This is a genomic window from Elizabethkingia miricola, assembly GCF_001675285.1.
Lineage (GTDB): Bacteria > Bacteroidota > Bacteroidia > Flavobacteriales > Weeksellaceae > Elizabethkingia > Elizabethkingia miricola.
Window position 1 is genome coordinate 546,338 of the sequence record NZ_LSGQ01000001.1, and the last position, 20,141, is coordinate 566,478.

General features: G+C 36.4%; 18 protein-coding genes. 1 reads left to right on the forward strand and 17 read right to left on the reverse strand.

Annotation, left to right across the window (positions count from 1 at the left end; all coding sequences use genetic code 11):
• Positions 1 to 34: 34 nt before the first annotated feature.
• From ATE49_RS02410 to ATE49_RS20480, 9 genes are all read right to left on the reverse strand, one after another.
• Positions 35 to 1,567 carry a M20/M25/M40 family metallo-hydrolase gene (locus ATE49_RS02410; RefSeq protein ID WP_065080932.1) on the reverse strand — a complete coding sequence of 511 codons (1,533 nt, stop codon included), beginning with the start codon at positions 1,565 to 1,567 and terminating at the stop codon, positions 35 to 37.
• 396 nt (positions 1,568 to 1,963) lie between these two features.
• The gene (locus ATE49_RS02415) at positions 1,964 to 3,478 is read right to left on the reverse strand and encodes a vitamin K epoxide reductase family protein (RefSeq protein ID WP_065080933.1); all 1,515 of its coding nucleotides are present in this window, start codon (positions 3,476 to 3,478) and stop codon (positions 1,964 to 1,966) included.
• Positions 3,479 to 3,540: 62 nt separating this feature from the next.
• Positions 3,541 to 4,845, reverse strand: a complete 1,305-nt coding sequence (locus ATE49_RS02420; protein ID WP_065080934.1) for an HlyD family secretion protein — start codon at positions 4,843 to 4,845, stop codon at positions 3,541 to 3,543.
• Positions 4,846 to 4,944: 99 nt separating this feature from the next.
• The gene (locus ATE49_RS02425) at positions 4,945 to 5,127 is read right to left on the reverse strand and encodes a hypothetical protein (protein WP_065080935.1); all 183 of its coding nucleotides are present in this window, start codon (positions 5,125 to 5,127) and stop codon (positions 4,945 to 4,947) included.
• 42 nt (positions 5,128 to 5,169) lie between these two features.
• A complete protein-coding gene (locus ATE49_RS20095; RefSeq protein WP_155759287.1) occupies positions 5,170 to 5,346 on the reverse strand; it encodes a hypothetical protein in 177 nt (58 codons plus the stop codon).
• 77 nt (positions 5,347 to 5,423) lie between these two features.
• A complete protein-coding gene (locus ATE49_RS02430) occupies positions 5,424 to 5,627 on the reverse strand; it encodes a hypothetical protein (protein ID WP_185154905.1) in 204 nt (67 codons plus the stop codon).
• A 76-nt stretch (positions 5,628 to 5,703) separates the two neighbouring features.
• A complete protein-coding gene (locus ATE49_RS02435; protein ID WP_065080937.1) occupies positions 5,704 to 7,905 on the reverse strand; it encodes a peptidase domain-containing ABC transporter in 2,202 nt (733 codons plus the stop codon).
• Between the two features lie 132 nt (positions 7,906 to 8,037).
• Positions 8,038 to 8,181 carry a hypothetical protein gene (locus ATE49_RS20100; RefSeq protein ID WP_155759288.1) on the reverse strand — a complete coding sequence of 48 codons (144 nt, stop codon included), beginning with the start codon at positions 8,179 to 8,181 and terminating at the stop codon, positions 8,038 to 8,040.
• A 351-nt stretch (positions 8,182 to 8,532) separates the two neighbouring features.
• On the reverse strand, positions 8,533 to 8,658 hold the full coding sequence (locus ATE49_RS20480; RefSeq protein ID WP_255025533.1) for a hypothetical protein: 126 nt from the start codon (positions 8,656 to 8,658) through the stop codon (positions 8,533 to 8,535).
• Between the two features lie 189 nt (positions 8,659 to 8,847).
• Here ATE49_RS20480 and ATE49_RS02440 point away from each other — a divergent pair, with 189 nt between their 5' ends.
• Complete coding sequence (locus tag ATE49_RS02440; RefSeq protein ID WP_065080938.1) at positions 8,848 to 9,624, forward strand: DeoR/GlpR family DNA-binding transcription regulator; 777 nt, start codon at positions 8,848 to 8,850, stop codon at positions 9,622 to 9,624.
• Here ATE49_RS02440 and ATE49_RS02445 read toward each other — a convergent pair.
• The 8 genes from ATE49_RS02445 to ATE49_RS02480 are packed head-to-tail and all read right to left on the reverse strand — an operon-like array spanning position 9,621 to position 20,025.
• Positions 9,621 to 10,691, reverse strand: a complete 1,071-nt coding sequence (locus tag ATE49_RS02445) for a dipeptidase (protein WP_065080939.1) — start codon at positions 10,689 to 10,691, stop codon at positions 9,621 to 9,623. The genes ATE49_RS02440 and ATE49_RS02445 overlap by 4 nt on opposite strands.
• Before the next feature lie 11 nt (positions 10,692 to 10,702).
• The gene (locus ATE49_RS02450) at positions 10,703 to 11,821 is read right to left on the reverse strand and encodes a D-TA family PLP-dependent enzyme (RefSeq protein WP_065080940.1); all 1,119 of its coding nucleotides are present in this window, start codon (positions 11,819 to 11,821) and stop codon (positions 10,703 to 10,705) included.
• Positions 11,790 to 12,470 (reverse strand): bifunctional 4-hydroxy-2-oxoglutarate aldolase/2-dehydro-3-deoxy-phosphogluconate aldolase, encoded by a 681-nt coding sequence (locus ATE49_RS02455; RefSeq protein ID WP_065080941.1) that lies wholly within the window; start codon positions 12,468 to 12,470, stop codon positions 11,790 to 11,792. Before ATE49_RS02455 ends, ATE49_RS02450 begins: the two co-directional genes overlap by 32 nt.
• A gap of 6 nt (positions 12,471 to 12,476) precedes the next feature.
• Positions 12,477 to 13,508: a sugar kinase gene (locus ATE49_RS02460; RefSeq protein WP_065080942.1), complete on the reverse strand. Its 1,032-nt coding sequence runs from the start codon at positions 13,506 to 13,508 to the stop codon at positions 12,477 to 12,479.
• 11 nt (positions 13,509 to 13,519) lie between these two features.
• Positions 13,520 to 13,987, reverse strand: a complete 468-nt coding sequence (locus tag ATE49_RS02465; protein ID WP_059154767.1) for a RidA family protein — start codon at positions 13,985 to 13,987, stop codon at positions 13,520 to 13,522.
• Between the two features lie 9 nt (positions 13,988 to 13,996).
• Positions 13,997 to 15,319, reverse strand: a complete 1,323-nt coding sequence (locus ATE49_RS02470; RefSeq protein ID WP_065080943.1) for a GntP family permease — start codon at positions 15,317 to 15,319, stop codon at positions 13,997 to 13,999.
• A 10-nt stretch (positions 15,320 to 15,329) separates the two neighbouring features.
• On the reverse strand, positions 15,330 to 16,850 hold the full coding sequence (locus tag ATE49_RS02475) for a SusD/RagB family nutrient-binding outer membrane lipoprotein (RefSeq protein WP_065080944.1): 1,521 nt from the start codon (positions 16,848 to 16,850) through the stop codon (positions 15,330 to 15,332).
• A 28-nt stretch (positions 16,851 to 16,878) separates the two neighbouring features.
• Positions 16,879 to 20,025 carry a SusC/RagA family TonB-linked outer membrane protein gene (locus tag ATE49_RS02480; RefSeq protein WP_065080945.1) on the reverse strand — a complete coding sequence of 1,049 codons (3,147 nt, stop codon included), beginning with the start codon at positions 20,023 to 20,025 and terminating at the stop codon, positions 16,879 to 16,881.
• Positions 20,026 to 20,141 lie beyond the last annotated feature (116 nt).

The following is a 20,141-nucleotide window of genomic DNA, read 5'->3' on the forward strand; positions in this document are numbered from 1 at the left end:
TAAGAGTAATATATTCTATATTGAGGACTATACGTTATTTATCATAATTTTTCATCACATATTCGAAATAACGAATCATCCGCATATAGTTTTCAATACTGATATATTCATTTGTACTGTGGATACTTTGCTGTTCGGCATGATTTATTTTAAATGGAATAAATCTGTAAATATTCTTACTTACAATCTGATATTTATAAGCATCTGTACCACCTACAGTAAGATAAGGGGAAACTAAAGCTTCCGGATACAATTCCTTAATTCCGGATTCTATTACTTTATAAGCTTTTGTTTTTGTAGAAGACACTGCAGAAGCTTCTCTGGTATTATCAACTTCTTCTATTTCCACATCAAAGCCTTTAGTAGCCTTAGCGATATGATCTTTAACGTCTTTCACAGTATTTCCGGGAAGTAATCTGAAATTCACTACAAATTCTACTTCAGGAGAGAGCACATTGGTTCCATCACTCCCTTTCATCATCGTAAGAGCTGTAGTCGTGCGCACTAATGCATTTGTAGAATTATTTTTAGTAAGCTGTGAAAGCAAAACAGGATTCAGCAGCCAACGGTTTGCAATAGCCATACGGTTAGTAAAAGGCATTGCTCCGCCAACATTATCAAAAAACTCCTGTATCAGCGGAGTAATCATTGGTTTCATCTGATGATCTTCCAATCGCTGCATAATAACAGCGGCTTTTCCAATTGCACTTTCCATAGGCGGCATGGAAGAATGTCCTCCCAATCCTTTTACTTTTATTCTGGCTGAAAGAAAGCCTTTCTCTGCACATCCTATTAATGCAACATCAGAGTTGATCCCGGATATACTGCCTTTTTCTACAATAATTCCGCCTTCATCATAAACAGCATCAAACTCCAATCCTTTCGATTTAAAGTATTCGGCAATCTTCACTGCACCTTTTCTTCCGCCTACTTCTTCATCAAAACCGAATGCAAGATAAATATCCCGTTGTGGTACATGCTTTTCTTTAATAAGTGTGGTTAAAGATTCCATTAAAGAGAAAAGCATCCCCTTCATATCCAATGCTCCTCTGCCATAAATACGACCGTTTGCAACAGCCCCCGAAAAAGGTGCATAATCCCAGTCCTCTGCTACTTCTTTTGGAGAAGCTGCTGGCTTATCCTGAGGTCTGAAAATATTTTCTTCTTTATTTTTAACATCTGCATCACCGGGTGGCACAACATCCATATGGGAAAGAAACAGAATAGGCTGTAAACCTGAATTACTTCCCTTCAACTTAAAAACCAATCCGTAACCGTTTACTTCCTGGTATTCTGTATGCTGATAAATAAGAGGGTAAGTCTCTTTTAAATATTTTTTAAATTGGTCAAAACTGGTATAGTCAAAATCACCTAACTCTCCCGTAGAAATAGTCGGAATTTTCAATCCTCCAGAAAATCGATATATTGCTGAATCATTCTGCGGAATATTCATTGCTGATTTTGCATTTACATTTACTTTCTTAAACGGATAAGTATAAGTCTTTACCAATACAATTATAACCAGAAGAACAAGTACTGTTATAATACCTAAAATAATTTTCTTCATATTATTTTAATTTGTCAATATTTATAAAAGCTCTGAAAGCCATTTTTGTGAATTTAAGAAAAATAAATAATTATTTTGGCTATATGACCAGAATAATTTCTGATAAATGATTATAGTCATTTTTTGAAAACAATCAATAAAAAAGGAGCCTTAAGGCTCCTTTCCCATCTAAAAATATTGAATATTTTCAGCAGATTTAATCTTTACAAGTCTGACTTGAAGTCATACAGCGCATACTGCTTAAGCAGCAATAAGAATTACCAGGACAATAAAAATCGTCATTTCCGCAAGCCCGCCCGCCGGCAATGGCACTCGTTTGTTTTCTTGTTAGCTTTTTCATAATAATATTTATTTAATTGGTTGTTAATCGTTAATGTCTATTATCCAAAATAGAAACTATTGTTCTTCCATTAAATCGTCGATAAAATAATAAATATCTTCGCGCTCATATACACTCGGATATTTATACTTATTAACAATAAATATCGGCGTGAAATTCAGTGAATGTTTATCGTTCTCCAATGTCTGGATTTCCAATGCATGAAGGAAAGGCTGATTAATCTCTGCCTCACCATAAGTCTTAAAGAATTCATCATGGTCTCTTTTTTCAAACCAGAAGTGCAATGCATTTAAAAATTCTTTCTGATCTTTTAAATAGATTTCATATAGTTTGGACAAGAGCTTTTTAAAATTCTCGTCAGCACGGAAATCGCGATAATTAAACCTTATCTGAACCGAAATATCCTCTGATTTAGCCAATAATTTCTGAATAATTTCATGTCCTCCTTTACAAAAGCCACAATAAGGATTCGAAATTATTGCCATATGAAGCTTACCTCCAGGGTTACCCACAAAAAATAATTCTTTAGGATTTTCAAAACTAATAGGTTCCTCAGCTTCCAACTCTCGTTTAAACAACTGGAAATTTCTTTTAAATCTTATATTCTTCATATGATTCTTCTTCAGTTCATCATATTTCATATTTAAATTTTTAAGATAATAAACGAGCCCAAAGATTCCTCCCATAAGTACCAATGAGATCAGGAACGGATAAATATGGTACCCTCCATTTAATTTCAGAAGGCTTAATACAAACTGCCCTATAAGAATTGCCGCTATAAAAAGGCACACTTTACAAAAAGCTTTAAGCACTACAGACTGCATATACAAAGAATAGACAACCACAAGTAAGGATATTGTACTGAATACAAATAAAACAGTTCCGGAAAACGGAATTAATATACCAATGAAAAATAAGCTTAGAAAATAGATAAAACTGTAATCCTGTAACTTTAATCCAAATAAGCTAAAAGTACCGGATCCAATTACTTTATCACAGGAAGAGCGCACATCAGGTCCCTGGCCTGCCCCGCCTCCGCAAATATTACTAATGATAGCCGAAGTCTGTCCCAGATCCTGAAAGAAGAGCTCATAAGACAGCATAATACCTATAACACTTAGAACATTAAAAGCATTGCTCCATAATGTATTAAATGGCAAGCTGATTAACAGAAACAGTCCAATAAGTATATAGAATATGTTCTTTTTTTCTATTTTATCAGATTTCTCCTGATGCTGATCATTCATAATCAGAACGAAGTTCCCAACATTTTCTAAAAATTCTTTTTCAGAATAATGGTATTTTTTATCCGAGAACAAATCATAACCATCTTTTGTGCGCTGTACCAGTGTAAATTTACTCTGTCCGTCCTGCTTTACTATAGCTACATATTTATCCGGAAGTTCTCCCCATATATCTTCTTCTATTTCGTAAGCATCATTCTCTATTCTGAAAAAGTCCAGTGTATCACTCAAGGCTAGAGCCGACGGATAATCGGGATGTGAATTAAACTGGAAATAAAATTCTTCTTTATCGAGTTTTAACTGGTGTATTAGCTGATCAAAATTCATATCAATACTGTTGTGATTTTTAATTTATAATTTTTTGGTGTTTTTCTGGTGTTGTGTATTATTTAGCTCTGGTAGCCTAATAACTTTCTGAATTGATAGAAGAAACGTTCTATCAGTCTGAGATCCTGTGTCACGATCTCCGCATTACCTTTTAACTCTTTATCAAAAGACAGTTTTTTGTTATAAGAAGTTATAAGCCCCTTAGGAAGACTTACGTCAACATAGTAATTACCATCTTTGTCCGGTACTGAAGACATATTGCGCACACGACCTTCTACTATTCCAAACTCCTGAAATTGGTAATTATCTAATTTTATTAAAACTTTTTGTCCCGGCTTAACTTTCCCGGAATTGGTTGAAGGAATTGTTAGTCTGCCTATCAAGGTTTCTCTTTCTTTAGGCATCACTGTAATCAATACTTCTCCAGCTTTCACAAACTGATGCTCTCCCAAATATTGCTGAAAGCTAACTGTTCCGTCTGCAGATGAAGTAAATAAATAGTTCTGTTCCCAACTGTTAAGAGATTTTCTCAGCTGCTCAAACAATTGTATTGTCTGAGAGGAATAATTAACTTTATCTTTCTGTGCATTAATAGAAACTCCACTTCTTGTCTTCTGTATTCCGGAAATACCTTCCTGTAGCTGTGAAATTGACATATTAACATTTTCCACACTTTGACCAGCTTGTAGAAGCTTAATTCTTTCCTGGTCCAGCTCCGATGCAGAAATTACTCCCTGATTATATAATTGTTGTGATCTTTCAAATTCTTTTTTAGACAATTCATACTTAGCCTGTTCCAGTCTTTTCTGCTGCTGCAACGCCTGAATCCTGTTTCTGGATTCAGAGAGGCTCTGCTCTGCAGCTACATTATCCGGAGCATACGGCTGAAGACGTGTATATAACTGCTCATCTGTTAAAGCTTTGGCAAAAGCATTATAATCTCCCTGAACTTCCCCTAATTTAAAGCCGGAAGTTTCATCTAAAGGAAAATTCTGCAGCTGCTTGTTGTCTAAATTATTAACTATATTCCGGAGTTTTAATACATCCTGATAACGGGCTGTAGACTGTAGGATTAATAATTGTTGTCCTTTGCTAACCACCTGGTGATCTTTTACAAAAAGAGCTTCTATTTTACTATTAATTCTTGATTCTAATTTCTCTGGTGGATTCTGCGTAGATATCACAACCTGAGAAGGTACAAATTCAGGGTATTTAATGATGTAACTCATGAGTAGTATGAGCAACAAAATGATAAAAATAATAGTATTTCCCCAGCGGATCATCCAGTGTGGCGGACGGGTTAAAATGTCCTGCACACCTTCGGAACGCAATTCTATTTCGTCTAAAATATCTCTCTTTACTTCCATATAATAAAATTATGAATCCTTTCTTGAAAAGGATTCATAATTATTTAGATTGAATACTTTTACTTATTCTTTTTCTTTATTAACATCCATTAATAGATACTAAAAAGGATTTCCCGGATTGGGAGCCATACAGATAGGCTGAGTTTTCCTTTTATCCGGACAGAACTCATCGCAAGGTGTTAGAATATGTTCATTATTCACAATACAAATTCCCCATCCTTCAGGTAATGGCTCTCCACCACCTACGATTTCTTTAAGTCCCTTTCTTTCAATCTTTTTCATAATATTTTAATTTGGTTGTTTTATTTAGTTTATATTTTATTTTTATGGGTTAGGTGCCCAACAAGCTCCTTCATATGACAATCCTCTGCAAATTCCTGAAGGATTATCAAAGCCTAAAGCACAGCATTTAGAATTTCTAGGACAATCTACTCCAGCACTGGGATTACAAGCTAATCCTCCTGTAATAACCTTTAATTGGTCTCTTACTAATTTTTTCATAATGTTTTAATTTGGTGATTTTAAATATTTAAGATTTTTTTTCTAGCTTTTTCATAATATAAATCTGGAGTGGTTAATTAAAACTCACAAAAATCAGGAATACCATTTGCTGAAACTGCTATACAAGCTCCCATATTTCTGCAAAATACCTGGGTATTACATGGACAATCATAGTACCCTCCTTCTTCTGGAAGTTGATCTCCTGGAACAAGATGATCGTTACATACTTTAGGACCGCTTCCGGAGAATTTTTTTAGTTGTTTTCTTTCTAGTTTTTTCATAATAAATATTTTATTGATTAGTAATTCTAATATAAGATTTTTCACAATATGTTGAAAAATTATTTATCAATAATTTTTAGTTTCCGAGCTCTAACTGGTTTTTCACTAATCTGTAATACTCTCCTTTCAGTGCAACCAATTCTGTATGACTCCCCTCCTCTACTACTTTTCCTTTATCCAGAACAATAATTTTATCAGCATGCTTTACAGTCGATAATCTATGAGCAATAACAATAGCCGTTTTTCCTTTAAAGAACTGTTCCAGATTTTCCATAATAACTTTTTCATTATTGGCATCCAATGCACTGGTAGCCTCATCAAAAAAGATATATTCCGGAGATTTATAAACTGCACGCGCAATAAACAGACGTTGTTTTTGTCCACCACTAACACCAATACCCTCATTTCCGATCTTGGTATTATAGCTTAGCGGAAGTCCTTCAATAAATTCTTTGATATTAGCAATATCTACTGCTTTCCGAAGTTTTTGCTTATCAACATAATCTTCTCCGACTGCAATATTATTGGCTATAGTATCATTGAATACATAACCTTCCTGCATAACAACACCACAATGATCCCTCCAAAAACGAGGTGAAACATTCTTTAGCGGTGTATTACCTATTCTTAGTTCACCTTCCTGTGGTTCATAAAACTTCATCAACAATTTTAGCAAGGTTGTTTTTCCACTTCCACTGGCTCCAACAATTGCAGTTGTCTTCTGATAAGGAATACTCAGATTAAGATGTTCAAAAACATAAGCGTCAGAACCCACATAACGGAAAGAAAGATCTCTAACTTCAATATCTTCTTGAGGTATCTCACTTGCATATTGTTCTTCTGCATTCTCTTCATCTTCTTTGTCATGAATTTCGCCCAAACGTTCTAATGATATTTTTGCATCCTGAGTCTGGCGGATAAAATCAATAAGCTGCATCAACGGGCCGTTTAACTGTCCGATGATATACTGTACGGAAAGCATCATCCCCAGAGTCAAATTACCATCTAATACAAGTTTTGCTGATAAAAAGCTAACCAGAATATCTTTCATCTGATTGATAAAATTACCTCCTACAGATTGCCATTGCTCTAATGAAAGTGATTTGATACGAAGCTTGAATAATTTTACTTGCAGAAACTCCCATCCCCAACGCTTTTGTTTCTCAGCATTGTGCATTTTTATTTCCTGCATCCCATTAACAAGCTCTATCACCTTACTCTGCTCCTGCGAAATCTGTGAAAACCTTTTATAATCAAGCTCTTTTCTTTTTTTCAGGAAAAAAGTAATCCATCCAATATAAAGAACTGCTCCTAAAAGATAAATCAGAAATAAACGGTAATCATAAAATAATAGTACAATACTAAATATAATAAGATTGACCAATGAAAATAAAGTATTGAGCGAAGAGTTGGTTAACAACTGTTCAATACGATGGTGGTCATTTATCCGTTGCATGATATCTCCGGTCATCCTTGTATCAAAGAAACTAATTGGCAGTTTCATTAATTTGATAAAGAAATCGGAAATAATAGAAATATTAATCCGGGTAGAAAGATGAAGTAAGATCCAGCTGCGGATAACTTCTATCCCCATTCTCCCAACGAAAAGCATTATTTGTGCTAACAAAACCAGATAAATAAAATTTATATCATGATTCTGAATTCCGACATCGACAATACTCTGTGTAAGAAAAGGAAAAATAAGTGAAAGTAAACTTCCGGCCAGAAGCCCGACTGCCAGCTGCAAAATCAGATTTTTATACTTCAATAAGTATTTTGAAAGAAATTTAAAACTGGCTTTACTTTCTTTATCATCCCACTCGGTCTGATAAAAAGCAGGGGTAGTTTCCAGAATAAGAGCAATACCTTCTTCTGTTTTTTCATCTGCATTTTCTCCGATCCAGAATTTAATAAACTCTTCCCGTGTATAAGTAATTAGCCCATAACTTGGATCAGAAACATATACTGTATAATCGTTTTTCTTTTTTTCAATTTTGTAAACCACGACAAAGTGGTTTTTGTTCCAGTGAACAACACAAGGCAGCGGAACTTCGGACGCTAAATCCTCAAAATTAATCTGTACACCCAGTGTGCGGTATCCGAGATTTTCTGCAGCATCACTTAGTCCCAATAGACTGCTTCCTTCACGTGTGGTTTCAGAAAGACCACGTATCTGTTGTAATGGTATGCTTTTTCCGTAATATTTACTTACAATCCGCAAACATGTAGGACCACAGTCCTTGGCATCAGGCTGCTTATAGAATGGAAATTTTTTCAATACTAATATTTTTTCACGAAATATAGAAAAAAGAGTGTATCAGACACTCTTTTGTATAATAGTTTGGTACTTCTCAAAGCCATATTATATTTTAAACCTACTATTATAAATAATATAAGTTTAATTATAATATTATAAAGTATTAATCAAATACAGGTTCTGCTTTACAATACCCATACTTAGGAATGGAATCCAAAGGAATACAGAAAGATCCATTACAACATGACTCACCAGGACAACGAGGTAGCTCACCTCCACATTGTTGACGACCTCCATTAATAGATCTTAACTCTATTTTTTTTAACTTTTTCATAATGTAATATTTTGTTTGGTTGGTATACAAATATGATTTTTTCAAACGACATGCACAAGTATTTTTACAAAATAACACTAAAAAGGGAAATACGTTGATAGTGCGTTGATATTAAGTAATTTTCAATATACCAGTCAGAATTAATTCAGTAGAACATTTTTTCACTAAATGTAGAAATAAAGAACAATCTATACTCTACCTCTTATTTTTTATTTTGGATATTTTATATCTGACTCTAGTAATGTATTCAGATATTCTTTGTGCGTATAATTGAATAATAAAGGCAGATATAAATACCTGCCTTCAGTTTTTTATTAAGGATTTAGACAGCCGCCATCCCACATTTCACATCTCCTTTTTATAGGGTCCCAGTCAATACAGCATTTTGGAGCCATTCCTCCATTAACCTTTTTAAGTTCGTCTTTTTGTAACTTTTTCATAATGTAATATTTTATTTGGTTGGTATACAAATATGATTTTTTCAGATGACATGCGCAAGTATTTTTACAAAATACCACCAAAAAGGGAAATATAATAACACTCTTATACATTAATAATATTGATTAAAATTCTATATCGGTGTTTTTCAGCAAGTCTGAATTACTTAAATTTGTATGTAATAAAAAAACATGGATAATAATCATTTAGCCAATTATACCAAAGAAGAAAGAAAAGCACATATTTTAAAAGAAATTAACCTGCACACCCGTGTTAGTTTTGATACACTTTCTAATCAGCTTTTTGTTTCTGAGGATACTATAAGAAGGGACATTAACGAACTGGAAGCAGAATCGTTAATTATAAAAATAAAAGGTGGTGCTATGACAAAGGCTTACCATCACTCTTCTGCTACCACTCAGGTTTATTCCGGAGAAGCTAAACAGATTATAGCACAAAAAACGCTTGAATTATTACACGACGGCATGGTCTTGTTAATGGGTGGGGGTACTACAGTTAGAGAATTTATCCGTTTAATCCCAAATGATTTACACCTTACAATATTCACTGTTTCTGTAACCTCAGCTATAGAATTACTGGACAAACCTAATATTAAAACAATTATGATAGGTGGAGCAATCTCTCCCTACAGCCAGATGTGCATTAGCGGTGATGTTTATAATACATTAGGAAGTATTAAAGCTGATTTATTGATTCTGGGCACCAATGCACTTGACATAGAAGGAGGTTTTTCAGATTCAGACTGGGATACAGTTCAGGTAAAAAAAATGATGATCAAAGTATCACAAAAAGTAGCTATTCTCACCATATCTGAAAAACTAAATACAGTATTAAAAATGAAAATAGCCGACCTATCTGAAGTAGATTACGTTGTTACTGAAGCTAATGTCGATAATGAGAAACTGCAGCCTTATAAGAATGCAGTTCCCAATCTCACATTTATCTAACTCCAATTCTTCATCAAAAAATTTATCCAGTTTTGATGAAAGATATTTTTGAGATCATTCTCTGAGTAGCCATGATCTCTGAATACAGAAACCAGTTTCTGCAGATCGGCAATAGTATCCAGATCATAAGGACATTGTTCGGTTCCGAAAGCTCCATCCAGATCAGAACCTACACCTACATGAAGTGCATTTCCGGCCAACTGACAGATATGATCCATATGCTTAAAAACAGTTTCCAGATTACACTGCATATTCAAAGGTGTTGATACACCTCTCTTCCAGTCCGGAACCAGCATCCAGGCATCTAAAGCTCCTCCTATAACAGCCCCTCTGGCAATAAGTTCTTTAATTTGCTCATCATCATATTGCCTGTTATGATTCACCAAAGTCCTACAGTTGTTATGACTTGCCCAGACAGGACCATTGTAATGATCTAACGCTTGCCAGAATGCATCGTCACATAAATGAGTCGCGTCTAGGATAATATTAAGACGCTCCATTTCTTTTAACAATTCTATTCCTTTTTTATTCATTTTTCCTGTAGAATCAGTTCCGTTAGCGTATCGACCAGGTCCATAATGCGCAGGTCCAATAGCTCGCAGTCCATAATTATGGGCCTTTTCCAAGTAAGAGATATCAACAATAGAATCTGCACCTTCCAAACTCAATATATAACCAATAGGCTTATCATCATTTGGTGTCCCGTCATTCCACAGTGCAACATGTTTCTGCAGGGATGCCCGGTCTGTAATAGCAACAATTTCACCTTCTTCTTCCATGCACTTATACCATGCAATCTGGGCTTGAGTCTGTGCCCATGCCTGTTGCGGAGAGTTCCACCCGGGAATAAGGCTGTCTGGTTTTACAAATCTTGCAATTTGTGTTGCGACTACAATACCAATATTTCCTTTTCGCAGATCAGGGAATGACACTGTTGCCCGGCCTCTGTCTGGTTTATCATCCATTCCCTGTTCCAGCTGACGAAGTAGGTTTACATTATTTCTAATATCTCGGTTCCATTCCATAGCATTCATGCTAAGATCCAGATGTGCATCGAATATGAACATAAGTTTTCTGTTTAAATATTGATTTTTCTTTTACGCGCCAGTACTACCCACTGATCATAGATATCATGTTGTGCATTGACTACCTGAACTGTTTCATACAAAGCACAGGTCGGGCATATATGATAAGGAACCGCATAGATTATTTCACCTAAATTATATTGTTTACCCCCATTGTTTTGAAGTACTAAATGTTCCTCAGACTGTGATACAGGAATAAGATTAACATCATTAAGAACTGTAAACCGCTTATCCAGTGAATTTTCCGAAGCCACGGCCTTATAACCAATGTCAATACATAAAGTATTTTCTGTTGGCTTGGAAACAATAGTCCCAGCTATTATTGCTGCAGGTAGAAATTTCTGCTCTGGCAAATTAATTTGATAATTCGTATCCCAGAATACAAACGTTCCGGGACTACATTCCACCCCTTCCTGAATTGCATAAAACGGAAATGTACCCGAGCCACCCGCAACAATCTTAAGTTTATAATTCAGTTTTTGCTCAACTGAATAAAGTTTATCTTTAATTATCTCAAACGCTTCAAGTGCAGCGTATGCTCTCTCTTCTTCCGTACCATGTAGATGTCCGTCGTAAATATGAATTCCTAAAAGCTGAATATTGGAAAGTTCTGCAATTTTACACATCACTTCATCCCAGTTACTTTTAAAATCAATACCTGTTCTGTTCATCCCTGTATTGATATCAATATAGACTCCGAATGTCTGATTATTATCTTGTCCCAATTTGGAAAGCTCAAATACCGTTTCAAAGTTATCCACAATAGTGGAAAAGCTAATTTCAGGATAATTCTGTAATAGCTTCAGCCAGCGATGCTGTTTTAATAAACCAGCTGGTTGATAAGCCAATAATATATCAGGTACATTATATAGCGCACACAATTCTGCCTCTGGAATCGTCGCACATTTCACTTTTTCAATTCCATAATCTCTGAACAATTGCAAAATTTCACCAAGCTTATGCGTTTTTACATGTGGCCTTAACTTTGTCAGATCTCCGTTCACAGATGCGATAAGCGTTTCTATATTATACCGGACACGATCTGAATATATTGCCAGAAAAGGGGTATCTATAAGGATATCAGGATTTATTTCCCACCATTTTTGTTCCATGCTGATTCTTAATTTTTTGTACCGTGTCTTTTAAATATTTAAATACTTCAAGTGCTTTCTGATAATTCAGATTAGCCAAAGTTTCTGCTGAAAACAAATGCGATCCAATTCCTACACACACAACTCCTGCTGAAAACCATTCATTTAAATTATCTTCATCCAGACGGACTCCGCCTGTGGGCATCAATTTCAATTGAGGAAACGGAGATTTTATTGCTTTCACATAGTTCGCGCCACCTATTGCATCGGCCGGGAAAAGCTTCACTATTTCAGCCCCCAGTTTGTTAGCATATAAAATTTCATTTAACGTTGCTGCCCCCGGAATCCAGTACAGATTATTTTCATTACAATAAGCCGCAATCTGAGGATCAATATGCGGACACACAATACAATCAGCACCAAGTTTATGATACTCTGCTGCATCTTTTGCACTAAGAACCGAACCCACAGCTAATTTAACATTCAGGTTACGTACATTTCTGAACTGCACCATTTGGGCAAACACTTCTTTTGAATCTTCGGATCGGGCTGCAAACTCTATTATTTTAATTTCTGAATCGGCAGCAGACTGTACTAATATTTTAGCTGTTTCAGTTCCAATTTTTGTAATCAAAGGGAGTACTCCCTGTTCTTTTAAAATATCATACATAAGTCTTTATCTGTTAATTCGGTTACTGGAATTGTGATTAATAAAATGCTGTATTTCCGCTGGAGTAATAATGGCAAAATCACCAGGGACACTCTGCTTTAGTGCTCCGCAGGCTATTGCCCAATCAATTGTTTCCTGTCCGGACAAACTATTGGTAAGACCGTAAAGCAGGCCTGCACAAAAAGCATCACCGGTACCTATCTGATCTGTAATTACATGCAGCTTTGCTTTTTTAGATTCATACAACTGACCCTCATGTAACAACATTCCGTAATATACCTGTGTTGCATCTTCCGAACTCCTGAAACTCATAGCCAGCGTCTTCAGGTATGGCATTTTTTCTTTCAGAGACTCATATACCTTAAGGAACCTGTCGGAATGCGAATCATTCTTACTCGTGGTAATTCCAAAATATATTTCAGCTGAATCCAAATCGGCTATTGTTATTGTACTGTAATAAAGCAATCCCGGCATAATCTCGGAAGAATGTTTACCATATTGCCATAATTTGGAACGAAAATTAAAATCAGAAGATATACCAATATTCTTATCGTGAGCAGACAATATCGCTTTCTTGCACATCAATGCTGCATTAAGAGAAACTCCGGGGCTAATTCCCGACCAGTGAAATAAGGTAGAATCTGCCAATACAGCATCCCAGTTAATTTCATCTTCGTGAATAGTAGAAAACGCAGAATTACTACGATCGTAAATTACCTGTGATGCTCTTATATAGTTACCAGACTCTACAAAGTACAATCCCATTCTTTCACCACCAAATATGCAGTCCGAAGTATCAACCTTGTATTTATAAAGCTCACTCAGTGCAAGTTTTGAAAGATCATTATCCGGCAACCTCGTAACATAATGAGTATTGAGTCCCAATTGTGAAAGTAAGATACATACATTGGCTTCAGCACCACCTGTATAAACCTGTAGTTCTTTAGCCTGTGTAAATCTGTTTCCTCCGGAAACCTGCATCCTCAGAAGCAATTCACCAAATGTTGTTATTTTTATGGAAGAGGTACTATCTTTCATTCAAAAATTATTTAATACAATTCGAAAACAGCTTCTACCTCAACAGGAATATTATCCGGTAATGACCCCATTCCCACTGCGCTTCTCACACCTATACCATTCTCTTTTCCCCACACTTCTGCAAAAAGATCGCTGCACCCGTTGATGATGTAGGGGTGCCTCAAAAAATCCTGGCTACAGTTAACCATACCGAATACTTTCACTACTCTTTTTACAGCATTCAGACTATCGAAATTCGTAACAATTGTGGATAACATTGTCAAACCTACCTGTCTTGCGGCAAGTTTCCCCTGCTCTATATCCATATCTTCCCCTATTCTTCCGATGATAAGTGATTTATCATCCTGCACCGGACCATGTCCGGACAGATACAGATATTTACCATCTACTAAAAAAGGTTTGTATATTCCCAGCGGCGCAGGAGCCGGAGGTAAGGACAATCCGAGTGTTTCAAATTTTTCCTGCGGTAACAAATTCATCATATTTTTTTAATGTATAATAGTATTAAGTATAAAAATAAAAACAATTCCAAGTACAGAAACCAGAGATTCCATAACAGTCCATGATCTCACAGTATCCTTCATACTGGTTCCAAAGTATTCTTTGAACAACCAGAATCCGGGGTCATTTACGTGAGAGCACATGAGACTACCTGCACCGATAGCGAGTACCAAAAGATTAGGATCCAGACTGCTCATTTGGAGCATGGGCAACAAAACGCCTGCTGTCATTAAGCCTGCAGCTGTAGCCGACCCTACACATATTCTTATCAACGCTGCCATTAACCATGCCAGCAAGTAAGGGTGAACATTAATCTGACTCAGGCTCTCTACAATAGTCTGACTAACACCACTGACCATCATTATTTCTTTCAGGCTACCGGCACCGCCGATAATGAGTATAATCAGAATAACATCTTTAATGGCCTCTGTAAATTCACTCATAATAGTCTTCATATCCTTGCCCGTCCTGATACCCAAAGTATAAGTACATATCACCAGTGACAACAGCATGATAATAGCAGGCTCCCCTATTGTTTTACATATCAGGTTTACATATTCGTTCTTCCATATCAGAGGCAGCAGCGTCGTAACACTAAGACCAAAAACAGGAAACAATGAAGAAAAAATACTTATCCCGAATCCTGGTTTTTCCGACTGAATAGCAGATGCATTCATTGTAGAATTAAAGGCACTGGTCTCAGTAGTTTTAATATTTTTCAGTGTATTGGAGAATAATAAACCCGCAATAAAAAGAGTCGGTATCGCTATAATAATTCCGTATATAAGTACCAATCCTACATCCGCATCCAGCATACTGTTTAAAGCCATTGGCGAAGGATGAGGCGGCAAAAATCCGTGTGCGACAGACAAGGAGGCCAGCATAGGAATTGCAATATAAACCTTAGGCAGCTTAAACTGATATGCAACTGAGAAAATAAGAGGTACCAGCAATATAAATCCAACACTATAAAACAAAGGTATCCCGACAATAAACCCTGTTATCATAAGCCCCAGTCGCACATATTTCTCTCCCGTCCACTTCATAACCGTATCCGCAATTACAGACGCAGCTCCTGAAGAAACCGTTAGCTTCCCAATACACGTACCAAAAATAATGATCAGCGTAATAGACCCCAGCATATCCCCAAAACCCTTCTGAATAGTATCAGCCAGTTTATCAACAGGAATTCCCAACGTAAGCCCCGCCAACAGAGATGTTGTAATAAATGCAATAAAAGGATTAATTTTTAACCTGACAATTTGCAGTGTCAGTGCAACAATACATAATGAAAGAATAAGAATACTCATTATCCGTCTATTATTTATCCCACCAGATTCTTGTTGTAAAAACATCTCTACCCTGGCGCTCTATTGCTTTTGCAAGATTGGAAGAATTGACAGAATATTCACTTGTAGGGTATTTAATACGTCTTGGTATTGTCCCATTAGTTACATTTCCGGGGAAATTCACTGGTGTCAACTGTGGATAACCTGTTCTCCTCCAGTTAGCATAAATTTCCTGTTCATCCACAAATAATCCCACCCATAATTGGGTATGTATCTGGTTCATTTTCTCTTCAAACGTTCCTGCATCTTTAAACGGATTAGCCGTAAGATAAGGAGCAGCATCACTTATCGCATAAGAAGCACCGTATATTCCCATATTAAGGAAAGAGGCTTTTACCGCTTTTTCATACAGTGTTTTAGCTGCTTCTCCATACCATCCGCGCAAAGAAGCTTCTGCAAGATACAGTTGGGTCTCAACATTCCCCAATAATAACATTGGTGCATCCATACGGAGAACCGTACTTTGATTAGGTTCCGAATAAGTTGCCTGTTCTGCAGGACTCGGCGCTACATTTGTCCCATTTGGGAAACCCTTTTGTACTGCCGGAGCTGTGTTCTGTGCCGAACCTTCCCATACTCCGGAATACACACTTATTCTGGGATCCGCTGTAGACTTTAGAAAATCTATAAAAGTTTTACCCAGCTTACCACCTTCATTGTTTGTTCTTCCGTTCGATCCTCTGGAAAAGTCCCATCTTATAGGATCAAATGCAGAGGGATTTCTGTTAAAGTCATTTGGCCCATCGGTATATTTCATTATTGCATTATCAGCACTATTCAGAATAACACCACCATTAATTGCTTTAGTCACCCATTCTCTGGAAAGATTCTGGTCCGCTTTAGTTAACCTCATTCCTAAACGAAGCATAAGCGAATAGGCAAATTTCTTCCATTTATTTATATCTCCGTCATAAATTAAGTCTGCCTTACCAAATCCGGTTTTTGATGCATCCAATGCTGTTGCAGCTTCTTCAAGCTCCTTCAGCATATCTTTATAAATTAATTCCTGACTGTCGTATTTAGGCAGAAATATTTTATCCGAATATGCTTTTGCTGCTTCTGTATAAGGAATATCTCCGTATAAATCGGTAATACGATGATACAGGTATACTTTCCATATTCTAGCCGTATTCAGCTTATTAATGTTCTTCGGATCTTTTTTCAATTCGTTTATCACCAGTGTTACCTGATTTATAGCATTTGGATAAGCCTGTGAAAAATAAGCCGAATAATACACTTCGTTATCCAGGTATTTATCTCCAACTCCCGACGCTTCTTTATAGGAAGCATAATGCTGTATCATTTGTCCACATTGAAGGATAGAAGTATAAAAATAGTTGTTATTCAGTCCATCCAATTGAGATTTGCTAAACACAAAATCCGGATTGGGAGTATCTACTGAATTAGGATTGGTATTGATATCTTCAAAACCTCTTGTACAGGACGATACACATAACAGTACAAACAGCGTATATAATATTATCTTATTCATATTATGTAATTTAGATGTGATGAAAATTTTACAATTTGACATTTAAGCTTAATCCGAAACTTCTGGTTCTTGGCACGCCAAATTGCTCTATACCTTGCGCATTTCCTGCACTAAATACTGATTCCGGGTCAATATTAGGTGTCTTCTTGTAAAGAATGAATAGATTTCTGGCAACAAATGAAACAGATATCTCTCTTATTGCAGGCAGTCTTTTTATAGCAGGTAATTTATATCCGATAACAACTTGCCTTAGTTTTATAAAACTGGCATCATAAACAAACATGGAAGTAATGTTTCTCATTCCATCATAATAAGTACGCAGATTTTCCGGAGCAATAACCATATCAACAGGCTTTCCGTTTACATCTACTCCTTTTATCGGCAATCCATTTTCACGTCCCTCCAGAGTAAGTTTTGTAAGCCCCATTCTGGTTCCGTATAAATCTGTACCGGAGAAAAGACTTCCACCAAATTTAGCATCTATTAAAAAGCTAAGTGTAAACGATTTGTATTTAAAGTCATTACTTAATCCTATACCCCATGGATGCACTCCCAGCCCTAATTCTTCAAGAGGTCCCCTGGCTATAGTTGCAGAGCCACCACTAACATTATAAACAATATTCCCGCTAGCATCCGTAAGAGGTCTGTAGCCTTTTATAATACTATATGGCCTGCCTACATCACTTGTTACTATTGCATAACCATTTACTGAAGTCGCCATAGAAATAGAATTTAACTGATCCGTAAGCGCCTCTACTGTATTTTTATTATAAGAACTGTTTAGCGTAACATCCCATGAGAAATTTTTAGATTTATAAACCTTACTGTTAATCAACAATTCTATCCCTCTGTTCCTCATTTTACCAATATTCAATAATGAAGTTGTTGCCCCCGACGAATTAGAAATTGTTGTTTCCACAATATCATTAGTTGTAGAGCGGTCATACCACGCGAAATCAACATTCAGTCTGTTTCTAAAAAACCCTAAATCTGTTCCTATTTCGAAGGTTGTAGATGTTAACGGACTTAAAGTAGCATTAGGTACTCTGTAGTTGGTATATCCCTGAAGTTGCTGTCCGTTGTGTCCACCTTGTGACAAAATAAAAGAAGGCTGCAATGCATATGGATCCGGCGTAGCACCACCTACCTGCGCCCACGAACTCCGGAACTTCGCATACGAAATCCATTTCGGCATTCTAAAGATGTCCGATACAATCAAACTCGTTCCTATAGAAGGATAGAAAACCGAATTATTTTTTGGGGACAGCGTAGAGAACCAGTCCTGACGTCCTGTAAAGTTTAAGAAGAATACATTTTTGTAATCCAGATCCAAAGCCCCATACACAGAATTGGTTTTGGTTTTACCATAAGGATATGTATAACTTACAGTGGACAGATTGGTCAGGGAATAAACATTATCCAGAATAAATCCGGAACCTTCTATCCGGGTTTCATCCCTGAGGGTTGTACGGGAATTGACTCCCAGTAAAGCGTTCAGTGAAAAATCTTTATAAATATTCTTTTTAGTATAGTTCAGTATTGCTTCTGAATTGAGTGTAGACAAAGCCATCTTTGAGCTCTGCAAATAACCTATAGGATTATTCAGTGTTGTTTTGGGAATATATCCCGTGAAGTTATAATTGGTATAGTCCTGTCCTACACGCCCTACCAAAAACAAATCAGGTGTAAAATTCAATTTCACATTCAACATCCCGATAAAACGATTCTTGGTATCGTTATTTTTTATTTTATTGATCACATACTGTGGGTTGGTTGCTATAGGAACAGGATTCCAGGCTACTTCCATTCCGTTCGCATCGTATCCGGGAGCCAAATTTCTTATATCAACAGTATTGGCTATCATGTAAGCACCCCAGTTAGGATTAGCTTCTGCATCAGATACCGTAGGTCTGTTGTTAGACTTTTCGATGTTATATTGTGCTACAACATCAAATTTCAACCAGTTCGTAAGATTAACATTACCTGCTATATTAATTGTCTTTCTGTTAAAATCAGCATTCGGAACAATACTTTTATTATCCATATTGGAAAGAGAAAGACGGCCTGCTGCCTTTTCAGTTCCACCAGACAAAGCAACCGAATTGGTAAACGTATTTCCTGTTCTGTAGAAATTACGGATATTATTTTTCTGCGGACTGTAAGGCCTTTTTACTCCATCAAACTGAATAACATCACTTCCATCCATCTTAGCCCCCCATGACCAGCGCCCTGTACTAACAGCTTCAGACTGCGTAAGTGGTTTTTTACCTTTATCTCCTGCTCCGTATTCGTACTGCCAGTCTGGTACAATAGCCACATTTTCCAGTGTAAAGGATGTATTATAATCTATTCCGATTCCTTTTTGTGGTGCCCCTCTCTTTGTATTGATAAGGATTACACCATTTGCAGCATTAGCACCATACAACGCAGCGGCAGTACCTCCTTTCAGAACTGTTATACTCTGTATATCATCCGGATTAATCACCGCAGTACCGTCGCCTCTGTCCACATTTATTCTGGTAAGATTTGCACCATTGCCAATAACGGGAAGATTGAGCTGGGTATTATCAATAGGCAAATCATTCACTACATACATTGGCTGGTTGTTACCATTCAGCGAGCCATTACCTCTTATAACTACTCTGCTCGAACCATTTGGACCGGTCGCTGTACTGCTTACATTCACACCGGCAATCTTACCAGTCAGCGCATTAGCAACATTTGTTTCTTTGGCTTTATCAAACTGATCTCCTTTAAGCTCTGTAATAGCATAAGTAACAGACTTACCTACCTTTTTTACACCCAAAGCTGTAATTACAACCTGCTCTATTACATTTTCAGATGATTTCAGTTTAACAAGTAATTCATTTCCGGCATCAGCCCTGTATTCCAAAGTCGTATATCCATCAGCACTTACCACTACATGCGTTTCACCCTCAGGCAGGTTCAATACAAAATTTCCTTTTTCATCCGTAAGCGTCTTTATTTCAGGATTACTTTTAGCATAAACACTTGCACCTGCTATAGGTGTATTATTTTCCTGATTAATGACTCTTCCCGTAACCCCTGTTTGGATAAGTCCACGCTCTGTTGCATATTTTTTTACGACCAGTTCATTTGCCTTCACCATATATGCCATTCCTCCAATAAATGTTAAAAACAATATTTTCTTCATAGCTATTTTTTAGTTTTTTAATATAAAACCAAATGTATATAAATTTTTTACACACAAAGCATTTTTTTTGCAATTAAATGCATTTTTTTTGCAAAAAGATTAAACAATAGCTAATA